Genomic DNA, 14,141 nt, shown 5'->3' with positions numbered 1-14,141 from the left:
TGCTCGTGAAAGATATCACAAGCTCACGGAAGACCGCTTTTACCTGCCGTTTCTAGTTCCCGATCACGGACGGCTCGGAAATGCAGGAATGACCGGTTTGCCCTCGGCACTCGCGCGTTCCTGCGCCGAAGGGCCGCCCTGCGGCGGCATCTGCCGCCTGACCTGGGTGTCCGGGCCGATCGGCGGCATCGGGCCGGTGGGCGGGCCGTCGTCGTCGGGCTGCTTGTCGCGCGTGGCGGCGTGCGCGCCGCCCCTCCCCCGCCACCGCGGCGCGGCCATCAGGACGAGCACCGCCAGCGCCAGCACGATGACCACCACGAACAGCAGCACCGGCACGCCCTCGCGGGACATCGCCACCAGGCCGAAGGCGAACAGGAACGCCCACGCGTACATGATCAGCACCGAGCGGCGGTGCGAGTGGCCGATGTCCAGCAGCCGGTGGTGCAGGTGACCCCGGTCGGGCGCGAACGGCGACATGCCATGGGACGTGCGCCGGACCACGGCGGTGATCAGGTCGATCAGCGGCAGGACCAGCACCGCCGCCGGCAGCATCAGCGGCAGCAGCACCGGGACCTTGTTCATGTCCTCGATGGCGGCCGGGTCGAGCGGCGTCACCGTGACGATCGAGGAGGCGAGCACCAGCCCGATCAGCATCGCCCCGGTGTCGCCCATGAAGATCTTGGCCGGATGGAAGTTGTGCGGCAGGAAGCCCAGGCACGTGCCGATGAGGACGGCCGCGATGGCCGCCGTCGTGGTGATGTTCCCCACGCTCATGCTCTGGGCCAGCAGGATCGAGTACGCCCACGTGGCCATGGCGGCGATGCACACGATGCCGGCCGCGAGCCCGTCGAGGCCGTCGACGAAGTTCACGGCGTTGATGGTGACCACCACGATCATGATGGTGATGATCGTGCTCAGCGTGTAGTCGAGGCTGGTGGAGCCGCCCCAGTCCTTCGGCAGCGGGATGTAGAGCAGCCGCAGGTCGAAGTAGACCAGCACGCCCGCCGCCGCGATCTGCCCGCCGAGCTTGATGAAGGCGTCCATGCCCCACCAGTCGTCGAGGAAGCCGGTGAGCGTGATCAGGCCGCCGGCGACGATCAACGCGGTGACGGCTTTGCCGTCGTACTCCGACAGCGCCGCGCCCGTGTGTTTCAGCTGGCTGGCGACCAGCAGGCCGACCACCAGGCCGCCGTACATGGCCAGGCCGCCGAGCCTCGGCGTCGGCGTGGTGTGCACGTCGCGCTCGCGAACCTCGGGCATGGCGCCGATGCGGATGGCGAAGCGGCGCACCAGCGGGACCAGCAGATACGTCACCGCTGCCGAGATGAGCGCCATGAACAGGTATTCGCGCACGGACCTAGTTTCCCGGATGCTCCGGCCAGCTGTGACCGGAAACCGACACAGACCAGCTTAATATTCGCTGAGATATGGCTGATGGATGGCGAGAAGCGCCGCCACTCTTTCCCTGACCTCGGGCGCTACGTCCGGGTCGCGCACGGACATCGACAGCAGACTTCCCACCTCTTCCATCTCCCGCGGGCCCATGCCCTGCGTGGTCACGCACGCCGTGCCCACCCGGATCCCGGAGGTGACGGCCGCCGGCTCCGGATCGTAGGGGATGACGTTGCGGTTGAGCGTGATGCCGGCGGCCGCGCAGCGCCGTTCGGCCTCGGCGCCCGAGACGCCCAGCTCACGCAGGTCGATCAGGGCCAGGTGGGTGTCGGTGCCGCCGGTGACCGGACGCATGCCCGCCCCGTCCAGCGCGCCGGCGAGCGTGCGGGCGTTGGCGACGACGCGGCCCGCGTACTCGGCGAACTCCGGCCGCAGCGCCTCCCCGAACGCCACCGCCTTGGCCGCCACCGCGTGCATCAGCGGCCCGCCCTGCACGAACGGGAACACCGCCCGGTCGATCTTGCCGGCCAGCTCCTCCGTGCACAGGATCGCGCCGCCGCGCGGCCCGCGCAGCACCTTGTGCGTGGTCAGCGTCACGACGTCCGCGTACGGCACCGCCGACGGGATCACCCCGCCCGCCATCAGCCCGATCGGGTGCGCCACGTCGGCCAGCAACCACGCGCCCACCTCGTCGGCGATGCCGCGGAAGACCGAGAAGTCGATCAGCCTCGGGTACGCCGTCGCGCCGCACACGATCACCTTGGGCCGGCGTCGCAGCGCCAGGTCGCGCACCTCGTCGTAGTCGATGAGCTCGGTGTCGCGCCGCACGCCGTAGGAGGCGACGTCGAACCATCGTCCCGAGAAGTTCGCCTTCGAGCCGTGCGTGAGGTGGCCGCCGTGCGGGAGCGCCATGGCGAGCATGGTGTCGCCGGGCTGGAGCAGGGCGGCGTAGGCGGCCAGGTTGGCGCTCGCGCCGGAATGCGGCTGGACGTTGACGTGCTCGGCCCCGAACAGCCTGCGCGCCCGCTCCACCGCCAGCCGTTCGGCCCGGTCGACGACCTCGCAGCCGCCGTAGTAGCGCCTGCCGGGGTAGCCCTCGGCGTACTTGTTGGTGAGGGTGGAGCCCAGGGCGGCCATGACCGCGGGGGAGGTGAAGTTCTCGCCGGCGATCAGCTGGATGCCGGCGCGTTCGCGTTCGAGCTCGTCGAGCAGCACCTGCGCCAGCTCCGGATCCTGCCGCCGCAACCGCCCGAAGTCGGGCCCGTAGTACGGCTCCCCACCCATTTCTCCACTGTACGACCGCATGTCCGTTTTGCCCAGAAAGCCGCGCTGCGAGGGCGGTCGCTTGCGAGGGCATGGGATCCGTGCCGGTCAGGAGCCATGAGGGCGTTCACCTGCGAAGGCCAGAGGGCGGCGACCGCGAAGCTCCGAGAGCGCGAACCTCACTGACCGCGAAGCGCCGGAACCGCGAAGCGCCGGGAAGGCGGAGGTCAGGGGAAGGCGTGTGGTGCGCCGGTCTGGCTGGGGATCCACCTCGGGGTGTCGTCGGCCTGATCGCTGATCGCGGTGAGCACGGCGTGACGGTAGAGAGCCAGCTTCGACCGCCATTCCCGGATGTCCTGCACATATCGATCGCCGACCGGCGCGTCCCAGGTCTGCGGGCTCTTGGCCAGCGCGTACGCCTTGTCGAGGGCCGTGCTGAGCTTCTCCAGCATGGGCATGACGGTGTTCCAGGCGGTGACGAGACGTTCGTAGTCGGGGTTGAACTCGTAGGCCAGCGGCTGGTTGTCCAGCGGGCCCGCGGCGGTGACGGGCGGCATCTCGTCCCTGCTTCTGGGCCTGGGCGCGGGCGGGTCGACGTACATCACACGCTCCTTCCCGACGTCCCGGGATCGGCCTCACCCGATGGACCGTCCGGCCTGATGTCCCTGGGCGCCCAGTCACCCTCGCCGTACTCACCGGGCGGAACCTCCACGGACGGCATGTCGAGCGGCTGAATGTCGCGGACATCGTCGATCAAAGTCCTGATCGCCTCCGGCCCGGCCGCGGACACATCCACAGCCACCACCCCGTCCCCTTCATTCACCCACTTCCCACCGGCGCCCCCGCCGTCCAAGCCCTGCGCCCCGCCATCACCATGACCTCCGACACCATGCCCCCCGCCGCCGTAAACAGCCGCGCCATGACGCCCTGTATCGCCACCACCAGCCGATACGTCCCCTCCAGCAGAGACGTCCCCACCAGCAGATACGTCCCCACCAGCAGAGACGGCCGCCCCTCCCCCAGGCGCCGTAGGCGGAATCCGCACCCCAGCAGACCCGTCACCCCGCCCCGCCGCTCCACCGTCCGCACCGGCCCGACCGGCGTCCGCCACGCCACCATCAGCACGCCCGGCATCAGCGGCCCCACCGCCGGTCCCTACATCGGCACGCCCGTTACCCCCGCCCCCATCGGCACGTCCGTTACCCGCGCCGCCATCAGCACGCCCACCATCTCCGTACCCGCCATCGCCGTACCCGCCACCGACGTCACGACCACCGTTCACGGCACCGCCATCAGCCCGACCAGCATCAGCCGCGCCACCACCGGTCCCCACGCCGCCACGCCCGCCGTCCGCGCGCCCACCATCCGCGCGCCCACCGTCGGTGTTGCCGCCGGTGCCGCTGCCGGCGTCGCGGCTGCCGTTGGCGGTGTCCGCGTCGGTGCGGGTGCCGTTCGTGGCCTTGTCGTCGGCGCAGGCGGTGCCGTCAGTGCGGCCGGTGTCCGTGGTGCCGCCGTCGGAGCGGCCGGTGTCGCTGTTCGCGCCGCCGCTGGGGCCGTCGGCTCGGCCTGTGCCGGTGTCCGTGTGGCCATTTGCGCCGTCGGCCCGGCCGGTGTCGCCGATGGGCTGGGTGCCGGTGCCTGTGGTGGCGTCGGGGCGGGTCGGGGTGGAGGAGGCGCCGTCGGCGTGGGTGCCGTGGGTGTTGCCCGCGTCCCCTGGGGTGCCCTGGTGGGCGCCTGTGTCCCCGGTGGGGCCGCGGTAGGTGTCTCCGGTGGTGCCGGAGTGGGTGGCCGCATCGCCTTGGGTGCCGTTGTGGGAGGTCGTGTCGCCTGCGGTGCCGAAGTGTGCGCCCGTGCCTTCTGACGTGCCATAGGGGTGACCGGCGGCCGTTGCAGCGCCGTAGGGGTGACCGGTGGCGGTTGCGGTGCCGTACGGGTGGCCGGTGGCGGTTGTGGTGCCGGGGTGGTGGCCGGTGGTGTTGCCTGAGGTGGTCGTCGAGGGGTCGGTGCCGCCCTCTCCTGTCGGCACCGACAGCCCTTCGCCTCCGCCCGCCGTCGCCGCACCGCCGTCGGCGTGCACGGTCGGCATGTCGGCGGGCTGCACGTTGTCGACGTTCTTGAGCAGGGACTCCAGTTGTTCGGCCGTGGGCGGGTCGATGGGGACCTGGAGGACCTTCACGCCGTCGACCACCACGACCTGGGGCTTGTGCGGGTCGTCCGGCTGATCCTTCGCGGGGACGTCGGTCGTCCCGGTGTCGGCCTCCGCTCCCCGGTCGCGTCTGCTGTCCTGGTCGGGAGCCTTGGGGTCGTCGGTGCTGCCGTCGCTGCGGCCGTCTGTGCGGTCACCGGTCCGGTCGTCGGTCCGGTCGTCGGTACGGTCGTCGGTCCTGGTGTCGTTTCCGCTGGTCCCGGTGTCCTTGTCGGCGCCGTCGCACGCCTTCCCGTCGCCGTCGGCCTTGGCACCGTCGTCGCCGGTCTTGCTGTCGGGGTCCTTGGGCGTCGGCGGATCCGTCGGCTTGGGGTCGTGGTCCCTCGACGCGGGTGGGTCCGTCGGCTTGGGGTCGTGATCTTTCGACGCAGGCGGGTCCGTGGGCTTGGTATCGGGGGTTTTCGGGGGTGGGTCGGTGGGTTTCGGGTCGTGGTCCTTCGGGGTGGAGGGGTGGGTGGGCTTCGGGTCGGCGGGGTGTGCGGGGTGGGCGGGGTCGGTGTGCTTGGGCGGGTCGTCGGCGCGGGGGTTGCCGTACTTGTCGTCGCGGCTGCCCGGCGACTCCTTGGGCTCGTCGGCCGTGCCGCCGCCGCCCGTCTTCGACGTGTCGCCCAGCTTCCCGTCGGCGCGCTTCTCCAGAACGGCCAGTCGCGCGTTGACGTCCTTGACCATGTGATCGGCGGAGTCGGCCACCTGGACCGGACGGTGTGTGCTCCGCGCGGACAGCCCGGCACGGCTCAGCACCGCCCTGACCTGGTCCTCGGCCGTGCGCAGCGCCGAGGACGCGTGCTTGACCTCGGCCAGCAGGTCACGGACCAGCTGCGGATCCATGCCGTCGAACTTGCCCATGGGCCACTCCCGGACGTGTCGCCGTTCCGGGACTCACGGTAATCGCGGCCGTGGCGTCGCCGCAGCCGGGATGCAAAGACGGTATACGTCAGTCGTCGGTGGCGACGTAGCCGATGATGCCGCGCAGCTTCTCGACGGGGATCGCGCCGCGGCGCAACATCCGGGGCACCGCCGTGGTGAGGTCGAGGATGGTCGAGGGCGTGTTGTCGGTGGTCTTGCCGCCGTCGAGATAGACCGCGACCGAGTCGCCGAGCTGCTCCTCTGCCTCCTCCGCCGTCGTCGCCGCGGGGGCGCCGGAGCGGTTGGCGCTGGAGACGGCCATCGGGCCGGTCTCCTTGAGCAGGTCGAGGGCGACCGGGTGGAGCGGCATGCGGACGGCGACCGTGCCCTTGGTGTCGCCCAGGTCCCAGGAAAGGGCCCTGTTGGCCCTGCAGACCAGCGTGAGCGGCCCGGGCCAGAAGGCGTCGATGAGATCCTGCCCGTAGGGCCCGAGGTCGTCCACGAGCGCTGTGGCGGCTCTGACGGTGCCCACGAGCACGGGCGGCGGCATGTCGCGGCCGCGCCCCTTGGCGTCGAGCAGCGCGGTGACGGCCGGCGGCATGAACGCGTCGGCGCCGATGCCGTAGACGGTGTCGGTCGGCAGCACGACCAGCTCGCCGCGGCGCACGGCGGTGGCGGCCTCGATCAGGCCCTCGGCGCGCTGGTCGAGGTCGGAGCAGTCAAAGCGTCTTCCCACGGCGTGCATCCTAGTCCTGGCCGAGTCTGGCCGTGACGAAGCGGTCCCTTCGGGTGAGGTCCTGGCGCAGGCGGACGTCGCGCCAGCCGTTGTCCTCCGGGAAGGTCAGATAGACGGCCCTGCCCTGCTCGTCGGCGTGTTCGACGGCCACCCAGCCGCCGGGGCGCAGCAGGCGGCGGGCGGTGCGTTCGACCGCGCGCACCTCGCCGAGGCCGTCGTCGCCGGAGCCGTAGAGGGCCCGGGAGGGGTCGTAGTCGCGGACCTCGGGGTCGCGCGGGATGGCGCCGGGCGGGATGTACGGCGGGTTGGAGATCACCAGGTCGACCTTGCCGTTGAGCTCGGGAAGGGCTTCGGCGAGGTCTTCCGGATGCAGGTGCGTACGCCCCTGGCCCAGCTCGGAGATGTTGCGCTTGGCCCAGGTGTAGGCCGCGGGGTCGACCTCGACGGCGTGCACCTCGGCGAGCGCGACCTCCTGGGCGATCGACAGCGCGATGGCCCCCGAGCCGGTGCCGAGGTCGACGACGAGGGGCGCCGTCACGTCCATGGCGCGCAGGGTCTCGATCGCCCACCCGGCCATGACCTCGGTCTCCGGCCGCGGCACGAACACGCCTGGGCCGACCGCGAGCTCCAGGTAGCGGAAGTAGGCGTGGCCGGTGATGTGCTGCAGCGGCTCACGCGCCTCGCGCCGGGCGATGCCCTCCCAGAACAGCGCGTCGAAGTCGGAGTCCTTGACGGTGTGGAGCTCGCTCCTGCGCACGCCGTGGACGAACGCCGCGATCTCCTCCGCGTCGGTGCGCGGCGAAGGCACACCTGCCTCGGCGAGCCGGGCGGTGGCCAGAGCGATCTCGTCCAGCAGAAATGTCATGAGTGTTGTGCGAGCTTCTCCGCCATCTCGGCGTCGATGAGTGCCTGGGTGACGGCGTTGAGCTCGCCGTCGAGAACCTGGTCGAGGTTATACGCCTTGAAGCCTACGCGGTGGTCGGAAATCCGGTTCTCGGGAAAGTTGTACGTGCGGATGCGCTCGGAACGGTCGACCGTGCGGACCTGCGACTTGCGCTCGGCCTGCGCCGCGGCGTCGGCCTGCTCCTGGGCCACGGCCAGCAGGCGGGCACGCAGGATGCGCATCGCCGACTCCTTGTTCTGGAGCTGGCTCTTCTCGTTCTGGCAGGAGACGACCACGCCCGTGGGCAGGTGGGTGATGCGCACGGCCGAGTCGGTCGTGTTGACGCTCTGGCCACCGGGACCGCTGGAGCGGTAGACGTCGATGCGCAGGTCGTTGGGGTCGATCTGGACGTCGACCTCCTCCGCCTCCGGGTAGACCAGCACGCCCGCGGCGCTGGTGTGGATGCGGCCCTGGGACTCGGTGACGGGCACCCGCTGCACGCGGTGGACGCCGCCCTCGAACTTGAGCCTGGACCACACGCCCTCGTCGCCCTTGGCCTTGATGCCGACCGTGACGTCTTTGTAACCGCCGAGGTCGGAGGGCTGGGTGTCGATGATCTCGGTCTTCCAGCCGAGGCGCTCGGCGTAGCGCAGGTACATCCGCAGCAGGTCGCCGGCGAACAGCGCGGACTCCTCGCCGCCCTCGCCCGCCTTGATCTCCATGATGATGTCTTTGTCATCGTTGGGGTCGCGCGGGATGAGCAGGTGCTTGAGCTTCTCCTCAAGCTGCGGGATGCGCTCCTCGATCTCGGCCGCCTCGGCCGCGAACCCCTCGTCCTCGCCGGCCAGTTCCTTGGCCGCCGTCAGGTCCTCGCGGGCCGTGTCGAGCTCCCGGTAGGTGCTGACGATCGGGGTGAGCTGGCTGTAGCGCCGGCCGAGTGTGCGGGCCTTGTTCTGGTCGGCGTGCACGGCGGGGTCGGCAAGCTGCAGCTCCAGCTCGGAATACTCCTTGAGCAACTCGTCGAGGTTCACCGTGGGTCCTTCAGTGGTTTGAATGCCGTTTCACCAACAACGCCGACCCGGCGCACGTGGTGCGGCCGGGTCGGCGTCGGTGAAGCTACTTGCCCGTGGCCTTCTTGCCGAAGCGCTTCTCGAAGCGAGCCACCCGGCCGCCGGTGTCGAGGATCTTCTGCTTGCCCGTGTAGAACGGGTGGCAGGCCGAGCACACGTCGGCGTGGATGACGCCGTTCTTCGCGGTGCTGCGGGTCGTGAACGTGTTGCCGCAGGAGCAGGAGACCTGCGTCACGTGGTAATCGGGGTGGATGTCGGGCTTCATGGCTGTCCTTTCGGGCTGCGGCCGCCGGGTCGCCTTCACGCATGGCGTGAACCGGAACCGCAAAATGGTCAGCTACCAGTGTGCCAGATCGTGCAACCTGCCCAGGCCATGGGGCATTCCCGCGATCTTCATGACGCGGCCGCACGCGCCACACTAGGCTCCCTCGCACAAACCATCACTTTTCCCACAAATGGGACTTAGTCAAAGGATCATCCAACTGATGAAGAGAAGGGTGCGGCTGCTCCTCGCGGCCGCCACGGGGGCCGCCGTTCTCCTCGGAGGCGCCGGTCTCTCGGCCACCGGCGCGTCGGCCTCGGCGTACGCGCTGGCGGACGACTTCACGGGCGACGCGTCGGCGAGCGCGTACGTCCCGCTGGAGAAGGACGTCGACGCCACCGTCACGCTCAAGCTCAAGAACCCGGACACCGTCACCGGCGTGACCGGGTCCATCGAGCCGCCCGGCAAGTCGGCCAAGACGGTGTCGTTCGACTTCACGCCGAGCACCTCCACCTCCACCCCGACCGCCACCCCGTCGCCGGCTCCCGACAAGACGATCACCGGCAAGTGGACGATCACCAAGGACGACCCGGCGGGCGACTGGAAGCTCACCGTCAACGTCGCCCGCACGGGCGGGGGAAGCAGCCCGAGCACCTTCACCGTCAAGGTCTCCGGCAAGCAGGGCATCTCCGGCGCGAACGTCACCCCCGACCCCGTCCAGCTCGTCAAGGGCAGGGACACCAAGGTCACGGTCGAGGCGTCGGTGAAGGACGCGGGCACGGTCTCGGCCAAGCTCGTCAGCGACACCACCAGCGAGTACTACGACCTCGGTGAGCTGGCCAAGGAGTCGGACAGCTACTACCGCGGCGTCACGTACTTCACCGACGACACCACCGAGGGCGCCTGGACCCTGGAGGTGTACGCCACCCGCAGCGGCCAGACGCTCAAGGGCGAGGCGTCCTTCTCGGTCGTCGCCCCCACCGGCGGCGCGTCCAAGAAGGCCAAGACCAGGGTGACGATCTCGGCCCCGAACAAGGTCACCAAGGGCCGCGCGTTCAAGGTCTACGGCAAGGTCTACCGCGGCGCCAAGGCGTACAAGAACAAGATCGTCGAGGTGTACTTCAAGGCCAAGGGCACCAAGACGTACAAGTTCATGGGGTACGCCAAGGCCACTTCGACCGGCAAGTACAGCAAGACCTTCAAGGGCAAGAAGGACGGCTACTTCCAGGTCAAGGTGCCCGGCACGAGCAAGACGCGCACTTCCCTGTCGCCGCAGGAGTTCGTGGACGTGAGGTAGCGGGTACGGCCCGCATCCCCAACCCCGGGTGCAGGCCGTATCAGCGACCCAGATACGTCAAAACGGCGAGAACCCGCCGATGGTCCTCGGGCGCGGGCCCGAGGGCCAGCTTGGCGAAGATGCCGGACACGTGTTTCTCCACCGCCCCTTCGGTGACGACCAGCCTGGAGGCGATCGCGGTGTTGGAGCGGCCCTCGGCCATCAGCGCCAGGACCTCGCGCTCCCGGGGGGAGAGCAGGTCGAGCGGCGCACCCCTGCGCCTGCGGCTGAGCAGTTGCACGACGACCTCCGGATCGATCACCGTGCCGCCCGCCGCCACCTCGCGCACCGCCTCCATGAACTCGGCCACGTCGGCCACCCGCTCCTTCAGCAGGTAGCCGACGGCCTTGCCGATCAGCTCCCCCGCGTAACGCTCCTCGACGTACTGGGACAGGACCAGGATCGGGAAGTCGGGCCTGGCCTCGCGGACCCTCAGCGCCGCCTTCAGCCCCTCGTCGGTGTGGGTGGGCGGCATGCGCACGTCGACGATCGCCAGGTCGGGCTCGTGTTCCTGGACGGCGGCCACCAGCGCGGGCCCGTCGGAGACCGCCGCGACGGTCTCGAAACCGCCGTCGGCGAGCAACCGCGCCAGCCCCTCGCGCAACAGTACGGAATCCTCGGCGATGACCACGCGCATGTGCACATGACTACCATTCGCAGGGCAGCTCCGCACGCACGATCGTCGGCCCCCCGACGGGGCTGTGCAGCACGAGCACGCCGTCGATGGTCGCCGCCCGGTCGGCCAGGCCCGACAGCCCGCCGTCCGGCGTGACGACGGCGCCGCCGATGCCGTTGTCCCACACGTCCACGACCACGCCGCGGTCGCCTCCGAACACCGCCACCGACGCCTCCGTCGCGCCCGAGTGCTTGGCGAGGTTGGCCAGGGCCTCGGCGACGATGAAGTACGCGATGCTCTCCACCGCGGCGGGCGGCCGTTCGGCCAGTTCGACGGAGACGTCCACGTGCACCGGGGCCCGCGCGGCCAGCCCCGACAGCGCCGCGTCGAGCCCGCGGTCGGTGAGGATGGCCGGGTGGATGCCGCGGGCCAGGTCGCGCAGCTCGGCGATGGCCGCCTTGGTGCCCGCGTGGGCCTGGACGATCAGCGCCCTGGCCTCCTCCGGCTCGGTGTCGAACTTGGCCTGCGCCCGTCCGAGGTCCACCGCCACCGACAGCAGCCGCTGCTGCGCGCCGTCGTGCAGGTCGCGCTCGATCCTGCGGCGTTCGGCCTCGGCGGCGTCGATCCCCCTGGCCCGGCTGGCCCGCAGCCGCTCCTCCTCGCTGCCGCCGAGCAGCACCGTGGCCAGGGTGCCGTGCAGCCAGGCCATGCCCCGTACGAGATAGGCCGTCACGACGAGCAGCACCACGCCGGCCGCGCCCGCGACCAGCACGCCCGCCCAGTCGTCGATGATCAGGCCGATGCGCCCGTCGCTCAGGACGTACAGGACGCGGGCCAGGGGCGCGAGGAGCAGCACCGCCGTCGCCGTCCACAGCGCCAGCGACAACGCGGACTCCACCAGGCCCAGCGGGAGGAGCATGAGGAGGTAGCCGAGGTCCTGCCAGGTGGCCTTGTCGCCCAGCAGCCAGGTGAGGTGCGCGAGCAGCCCGCCCTCGGGCCTGCTCCGGTACGGGTCGGCGATCCGCACCCCGAACGCCGCCCCCATCAGCCGCCGCTCCAGCATCGCCCCGCCGCGCCACATCAGCACGGTCGCCATCGTCAGCGGCAGCCCCACCCACACGATCACCAGCGGCACCGCCACCGTCGTCGCCAGGGTCACCACGACGAACCAGACCATCCCGAACAACGCGCTGACCAGCAGGTACGGAGCCGCCCGCCAGGTCATCGGGTCGACCAGCACCCCTAACGGCCCCTTCGGCCCGAACCGCACCCTGTCCTTCAGCCTCACCGATCGCATGCCCCCAGCCTGCCCGGCGCCGCGGACGGGGTGAATGGAGCAGACGTCCGATCCACAGGTGGGGTTAACCCCACCCTCGGCGCCTTGGCACGCGAAAGGGGCGGCGGGAGAACCTCCCCGCCGCCCCTCAAGGCGCGTGGCCGCTAGTCGCGGTCGTTGCTCACCGTGGTCTTCTGCACCTGCAGAAGGAACTCGGCGTTGGACTTGGTCTCCTTCATCTTCTCCAGGAGAAGCTCCAGAGCCTGCTGCATGTCCAGGGCGTGCAGCACCCGGCGGAGCTTCCAGACGATCTGCAGCTCCTCCTTGGCCATGAGGATCTCTTCCTTACGCGTGCCGGACGCGTCGACGTCGACCGCGGGGAAGATGCGCTTGTCGGCCAGGGAGCGGTTGAGCTTGAGCTCCATGTTGCCGGTGCCCTTGAACTCCTCGAAGATGACCTCGTCCATCTTGGACCCGGTCTCGACCAGGGCCGTGGCGAGGATCGTCAGCGAGCCGCCGTTCTCGATGTTGCGCGCGGCGCCGAAGAAGCGCTTCGGCGGGTAGAGCGCCGTGGAGTCGACACCACCCGACAGGATACGACCGGAGGCCGGGGCCGCCAGGTTGTAGGCGCGGCCGAGTCGCGTGATCGAGTCGAGCAGGACGACCACGTCGTGGCCCAGCTCCACCAGGCGCTTGGCGCGCTCGATGGCCAGCTCGGCGACCGTGGTGTGGTCCTCGGCCGGACGGTCGAAGGTCGAGTGGATGACCTCGCCCTTGACCGACCGCTGCATGTCGGTGACCTCTTCGGGACGCTCGTCCACGAGCACGACCATCAGGTGGCACTCGGGGTTGTTGCGGGTGATCGCGTTGGCGATCGCCTGCAGCACCATCGTCTTGCCGGCCTTCGGCGGCGAGACGATCAGACCACGCTGGCCCTTGCCGATCGGCGAGACCAGGTCGATGATCCGCGTGGTGAGGATGTTGTGCTCGGTCTCCAGGCGCAGGCGCTCCTGCGGGTAGAGCGGCGTCAGCTTGTTGAAGTCGGGCCGGTTGCGGGCCTGCTCCGGGTCCATGCCGTTGACGGTGTCGAGGCGGACCAGGGCGTTGAACTTCTCGCGGCGCTCGCCGTCGCGCGGCTGGCGCACCGCGCCGGTGATGACGTCGCCCTTGCGCAGGCCGTTGCGGCGGATCTGGGCCAGCGAGACGTAGACGTCGTTGCTGCCCGGCAGGTAGCCGCTGGTCCTGACGAACGCGTAGTTGTCGAGGATGTCGAGGATGCCGGCGATCGGGATGAGCACGTCGTCGTCGCCGATGACGGGCTCGGTGCTGTCGAAGCGGTCACGGCCGCGGCCGCGGTTGCGCTCCCTGAAGCGGCCCCTACGGCCACGCCCGCGGTCGTCGTCGTCGCCGCCACGCTGGTCACCGCGCTGGTCGCCGCGCTGGTCGCCACGCTGGTCACTGCGCTGCTCGCCACGCTGGTCACTGCGCTGCTCGCCACGCTGGTCACCGCGCTGGTCGCCCCTGCCGCCGGCGTCCGTGGCGCGCTGGTCGCCGCGGCTGCTCTCGGCACGGCCGCCCTCACCGCGGTCGGCACGGTCGCCACGCTCACCGCGGTCGCTGCGCTCACCGCGCTCGCCGCGGTCGCTGCGCTCGCCACGCTCACGGCGCTCGCCGCGGCTGCGCCGCTCGCGCCGGCTCTCGCGCTCGCCCCGCGTGTCGGCCTGACCGGCGTCCACGACCTGGGCCTGCTGCTCGACGGCCGGCTCGGCCGGCGCGGCCACGGGCTCGGGGGCCGCGGCCACCGGCTCGGCTGCCTGCGGTGCGGCCTCGTCGGCGGGCTTGGTGCGGGAACGTTCCCTGCGCGTACGGGCGGGCCGCTCGGCCACGGGAGGCGCGGCCTCCGTCAGGACGGGCGCCGCCTCAACCGCGGCTGCCGCCGGAGCGCCGTCTCCGGAGGCGCCACCCTGCTTCTCCTGGATGGCCGCGATGAGCTGGCTCTTCCGCATGCGCCCGGTGCCGCTGATGCCCAGCTCAGCGGCCATCTTCTGCAGCTCGGGCAGCACCTTGGCGGACAGGCCGGTGCCGGAGCGACGCGCACGAGGCTTGGCCGCGGCGCGGGTGGGGGTGTCGCCGGACGCGGGCTGAGAGCCTGGTGCGTCGGAGAGGAGTTCGGTGGTGTCGCTCAACTAAAAGGTCCTTCCCAGGGGTCGGGCGCCGGTTTTGTTCTGCCGGGCGTCCCGGAGGTGCTTGCGACC

12 protein-coding genes are annotated in these 14,141 nt (G+C 70.7%); 1 reads left to right on the top strand and 11 read right to left on the bottom strand.

The window, feature by feature from the left end:
• Positions 1 to 63 precede the first annotated feature (63 nt).
• From AB0C33_RS04165 to rpmE, 8 genes are all read right to left on the bottom strand, one after another.
• Positions 64 to 1,353 (bottom strand): MraY family glycosyltransferase, encoded by a 1,290-nt coding sequence (locus AB0C33_RS04165; RefSeq protein WP_358283433.1) that lies wholly within the window; start codon positions 1,351 to 1,353, stop codon positions 64 to 66.
• 57 nt (positions 1,354 to 1,410) lie between these two features.
• The gene (gene glyA / locus AB0C33_RS04160) at positions 1,411 to 2,676 is read right to left on the bottom strand and encodes a serine hydroxymethyltransferase (RefSeq protein WP_358283430.1); all 1,266 of its coding nucleotides are present in this window, start codon (positions 2,674 to 2,676) and stop codon (positions 1,411 to 1,413) included.
• A gap of 206 nt (positions 2,677 to 2,882) precedes the next feature.
• Positions 2,883 to 3,257, bottom strand: coding sequence for a hypothetical protein (locus tag AB0C33_RS04155; protein WP_352349993.1), 375 nt, complete (start codon positions 3,255 to 3,257; stop codon positions 2,883 to 2,885).
• Complete coding sequence (locus AB0C33_RS04150) at positions 3,257 to 5,707, bottom strand: hypothetical protein (protein ID WP_358283428.1); 2,451 nt, start codon at positions 5,705 to 5,707, stop codon at positions 3,257 to 3,259. Before AB0C33_RS04150 ends, AB0C33_RS04155 begins: the two co-directional genes overlap by 1 nt.
• An 88-nt stretch (positions 5,708 to 5,795) precedes the next feature.
• Positions 5,796 to 6,452 carry an L-threonylcarbamoyladenylate synthase gene (locus tag AB0C33_RS04145; RefSeq protein ID WP_357971048.1) on the bottom strand — a complete coding sequence of 219 codons (657 nt, stop codon included), beginning with the start codon at positions 6,450 to 6,452 and terminating at the stop codon, positions 5,796 to 5,798.
• A gap of 1 nt (position 6,453) precedes the next feature.
• A complete protein-coding gene (prmC, locus tag AB0C33_RS04140; RefSeq protein ID WP_352320399.1) occupies positions 6,454 to 7,308 on the bottom strand; it encodes a peptide chain release factor N(5)-glutamine methyltransferase in 855 nt (284 codons plus the stop codon).
• A complete protein-coding gene (prfA, locus tag AB0C33_RS04135; RefSeq protein WP_358283426.1) occupies positions 7,305 to 8,357 on the bottom strand; it encodes a peptide chain release factor 1 in 1,053 nt (350 codons plus the stop codon). Before prfA ends, prmC begins: the two co-directional genes overlap by 4 nt.
• Positions 8,358 to 8,442: 85 nt before the next feature.
• Entirely contained in the window at positions 8,443 to 8,661 is a 219-nt protein-coding gene (gene rpmE / locus AB0C33_RS04130) for a 50S ribosomal protein L31 (RefSeq protein WP_352320396.1), read from the bottom strand.
• A gap of 220 nt (positions 8,662 to 8,881) precedes the next feature.
• On the opposite strand from rpmE, the gene AB0C33_RS04125 reads away from it, so the two are divergent.
• A complete protein-coding gene (locus AB0C33_RS04125; protein ID WP_358283424.1) occupies positions 8,882 to 9,955 on the top strand; it encodes a hypothetical protein in 1,074 nt (357 codons plus the stop codon).
• A gap of 40 nt (positions 9,956 to 9,995) precedes the next feature.
• On the opposite strand, the gene AB0C33_RS04120 is transcribed toward AB0C33_RS04125, so the two are convergent.
• The 3 genes from AB0C33_RS04120 to rho form a co-directional block, all read right to left on the bottom strand.
• Entirely contained in the window at positions 9,996 to 10,631 is a 636-nt protein-coding gene (locus AB0C33_RS04120; RefSeq protein ID WP_358283423.1) for a response regulator transcription factor, read from the bottom strand.
• Positions 10,632 to 10,641: 10 nt separating this feature from the next.
• Positions 10,642 to 11,907, bottom strand: coding sequence for a sensor domain-containing protein (locus AB0C33_RS04115; RefSeq protein ID WP_358283422.1), 1,266 nt, complete (start codon positions 11,905 to 11,907; stop codon positions 10,642 to 10,644).
• Between the two features lie 143 nt (positions 11,908 to 12,050).
• The gene (gene rho / locus AB0C33_RS04110) at positions 12,051 to 14,072 is read right to left on the bottom strand and encodes a transcription termination factor Rho (protein WP_358283420.1); all 2,022 of its coding nucleotides are present in this window, start codon (positions 14,070 to 14,072) and stop codon (positions 12,051 to 12,053) included.
• Positions 14,073 to 14,141 lie beyond the last annotated feature (69 nt).

The sequence above is a fragment of the Nonomuraea sp. NPDC048881 genome, assembly GCF_040649795.1.
Lineage (GTDB): Bacteria > Actinomycetota > Actinomycetes > Streptosporangiales > Streptosporangiaceae > Nonomuraea.
Note: the sequence above shows the minus strand (reverse complement) of the source record. Positions and strands in the feature narration are given on the sequence as shown.

Coding starts and splice junctions, on each gene's coding strand:
- glyA (WP_358283430.1), bottom strand. CDS start 2,676: ATGGGTGGGGAGCCGTACTACGGGCCCGACTTCGGGCGGTTGCGGCGG.
- AB0C33_RS04155 (WP_352349993.1), bottom strand. CDS start 3,257: ATGTACGTCGACCCGCCCGCGCCCAGGCCCAGAAGCAGGGACGAGATG.
- AB0C33_RS04150 (WP_358283428.1), bottom strand. CDS start 5,707: ATGGGCAAGTTCGACGGCATGGATCCGCAGCTGGTCCGTGACCTGCTG.
- AB0C33_RS04145 (WP_357971048.1), bottom strand. CDS start 6,452: ATGCACGCCGTGGGAAGACGCTTTGACTGCTCCGACCTCGACCAGCGC.
- prmC (WP_352320399.1), bottom strand. CDS start 7,308: ATGACATTTCTGCTGGACGAGATCGCTCTGGCCACCGCCCGGCTCGCC.
- rpmE (WP_352320396.1), bottom strand. CDS start 8,661: ATGAAGCCCGACATCCACCCCGATTACCACGTGACGCAGGTCTCCTGC.
- AB0C33_RS04125 (WP_358283424.1), top strand. CDS start 8,882: ATGAAGAGAAGGGTGCGGCTGCTCCTCGCGGCCGCCACGGGGGCCGCC.
- AB0C33_RS04120 (WP_358283423.1), bottom strand. CDS start 10,631: ATGCGCGTGGTCATCGCCGAGGATTCCGTACTGTTGCGCGAGGGGCTG.
- AB0C33_RS04115 (WP_358283422.1), bottom strand. CDS start 11,907: ATGCGATCGGTGAGGCTGAAGGACAGGGTGCGGTTCGGGCCGAAGGGG.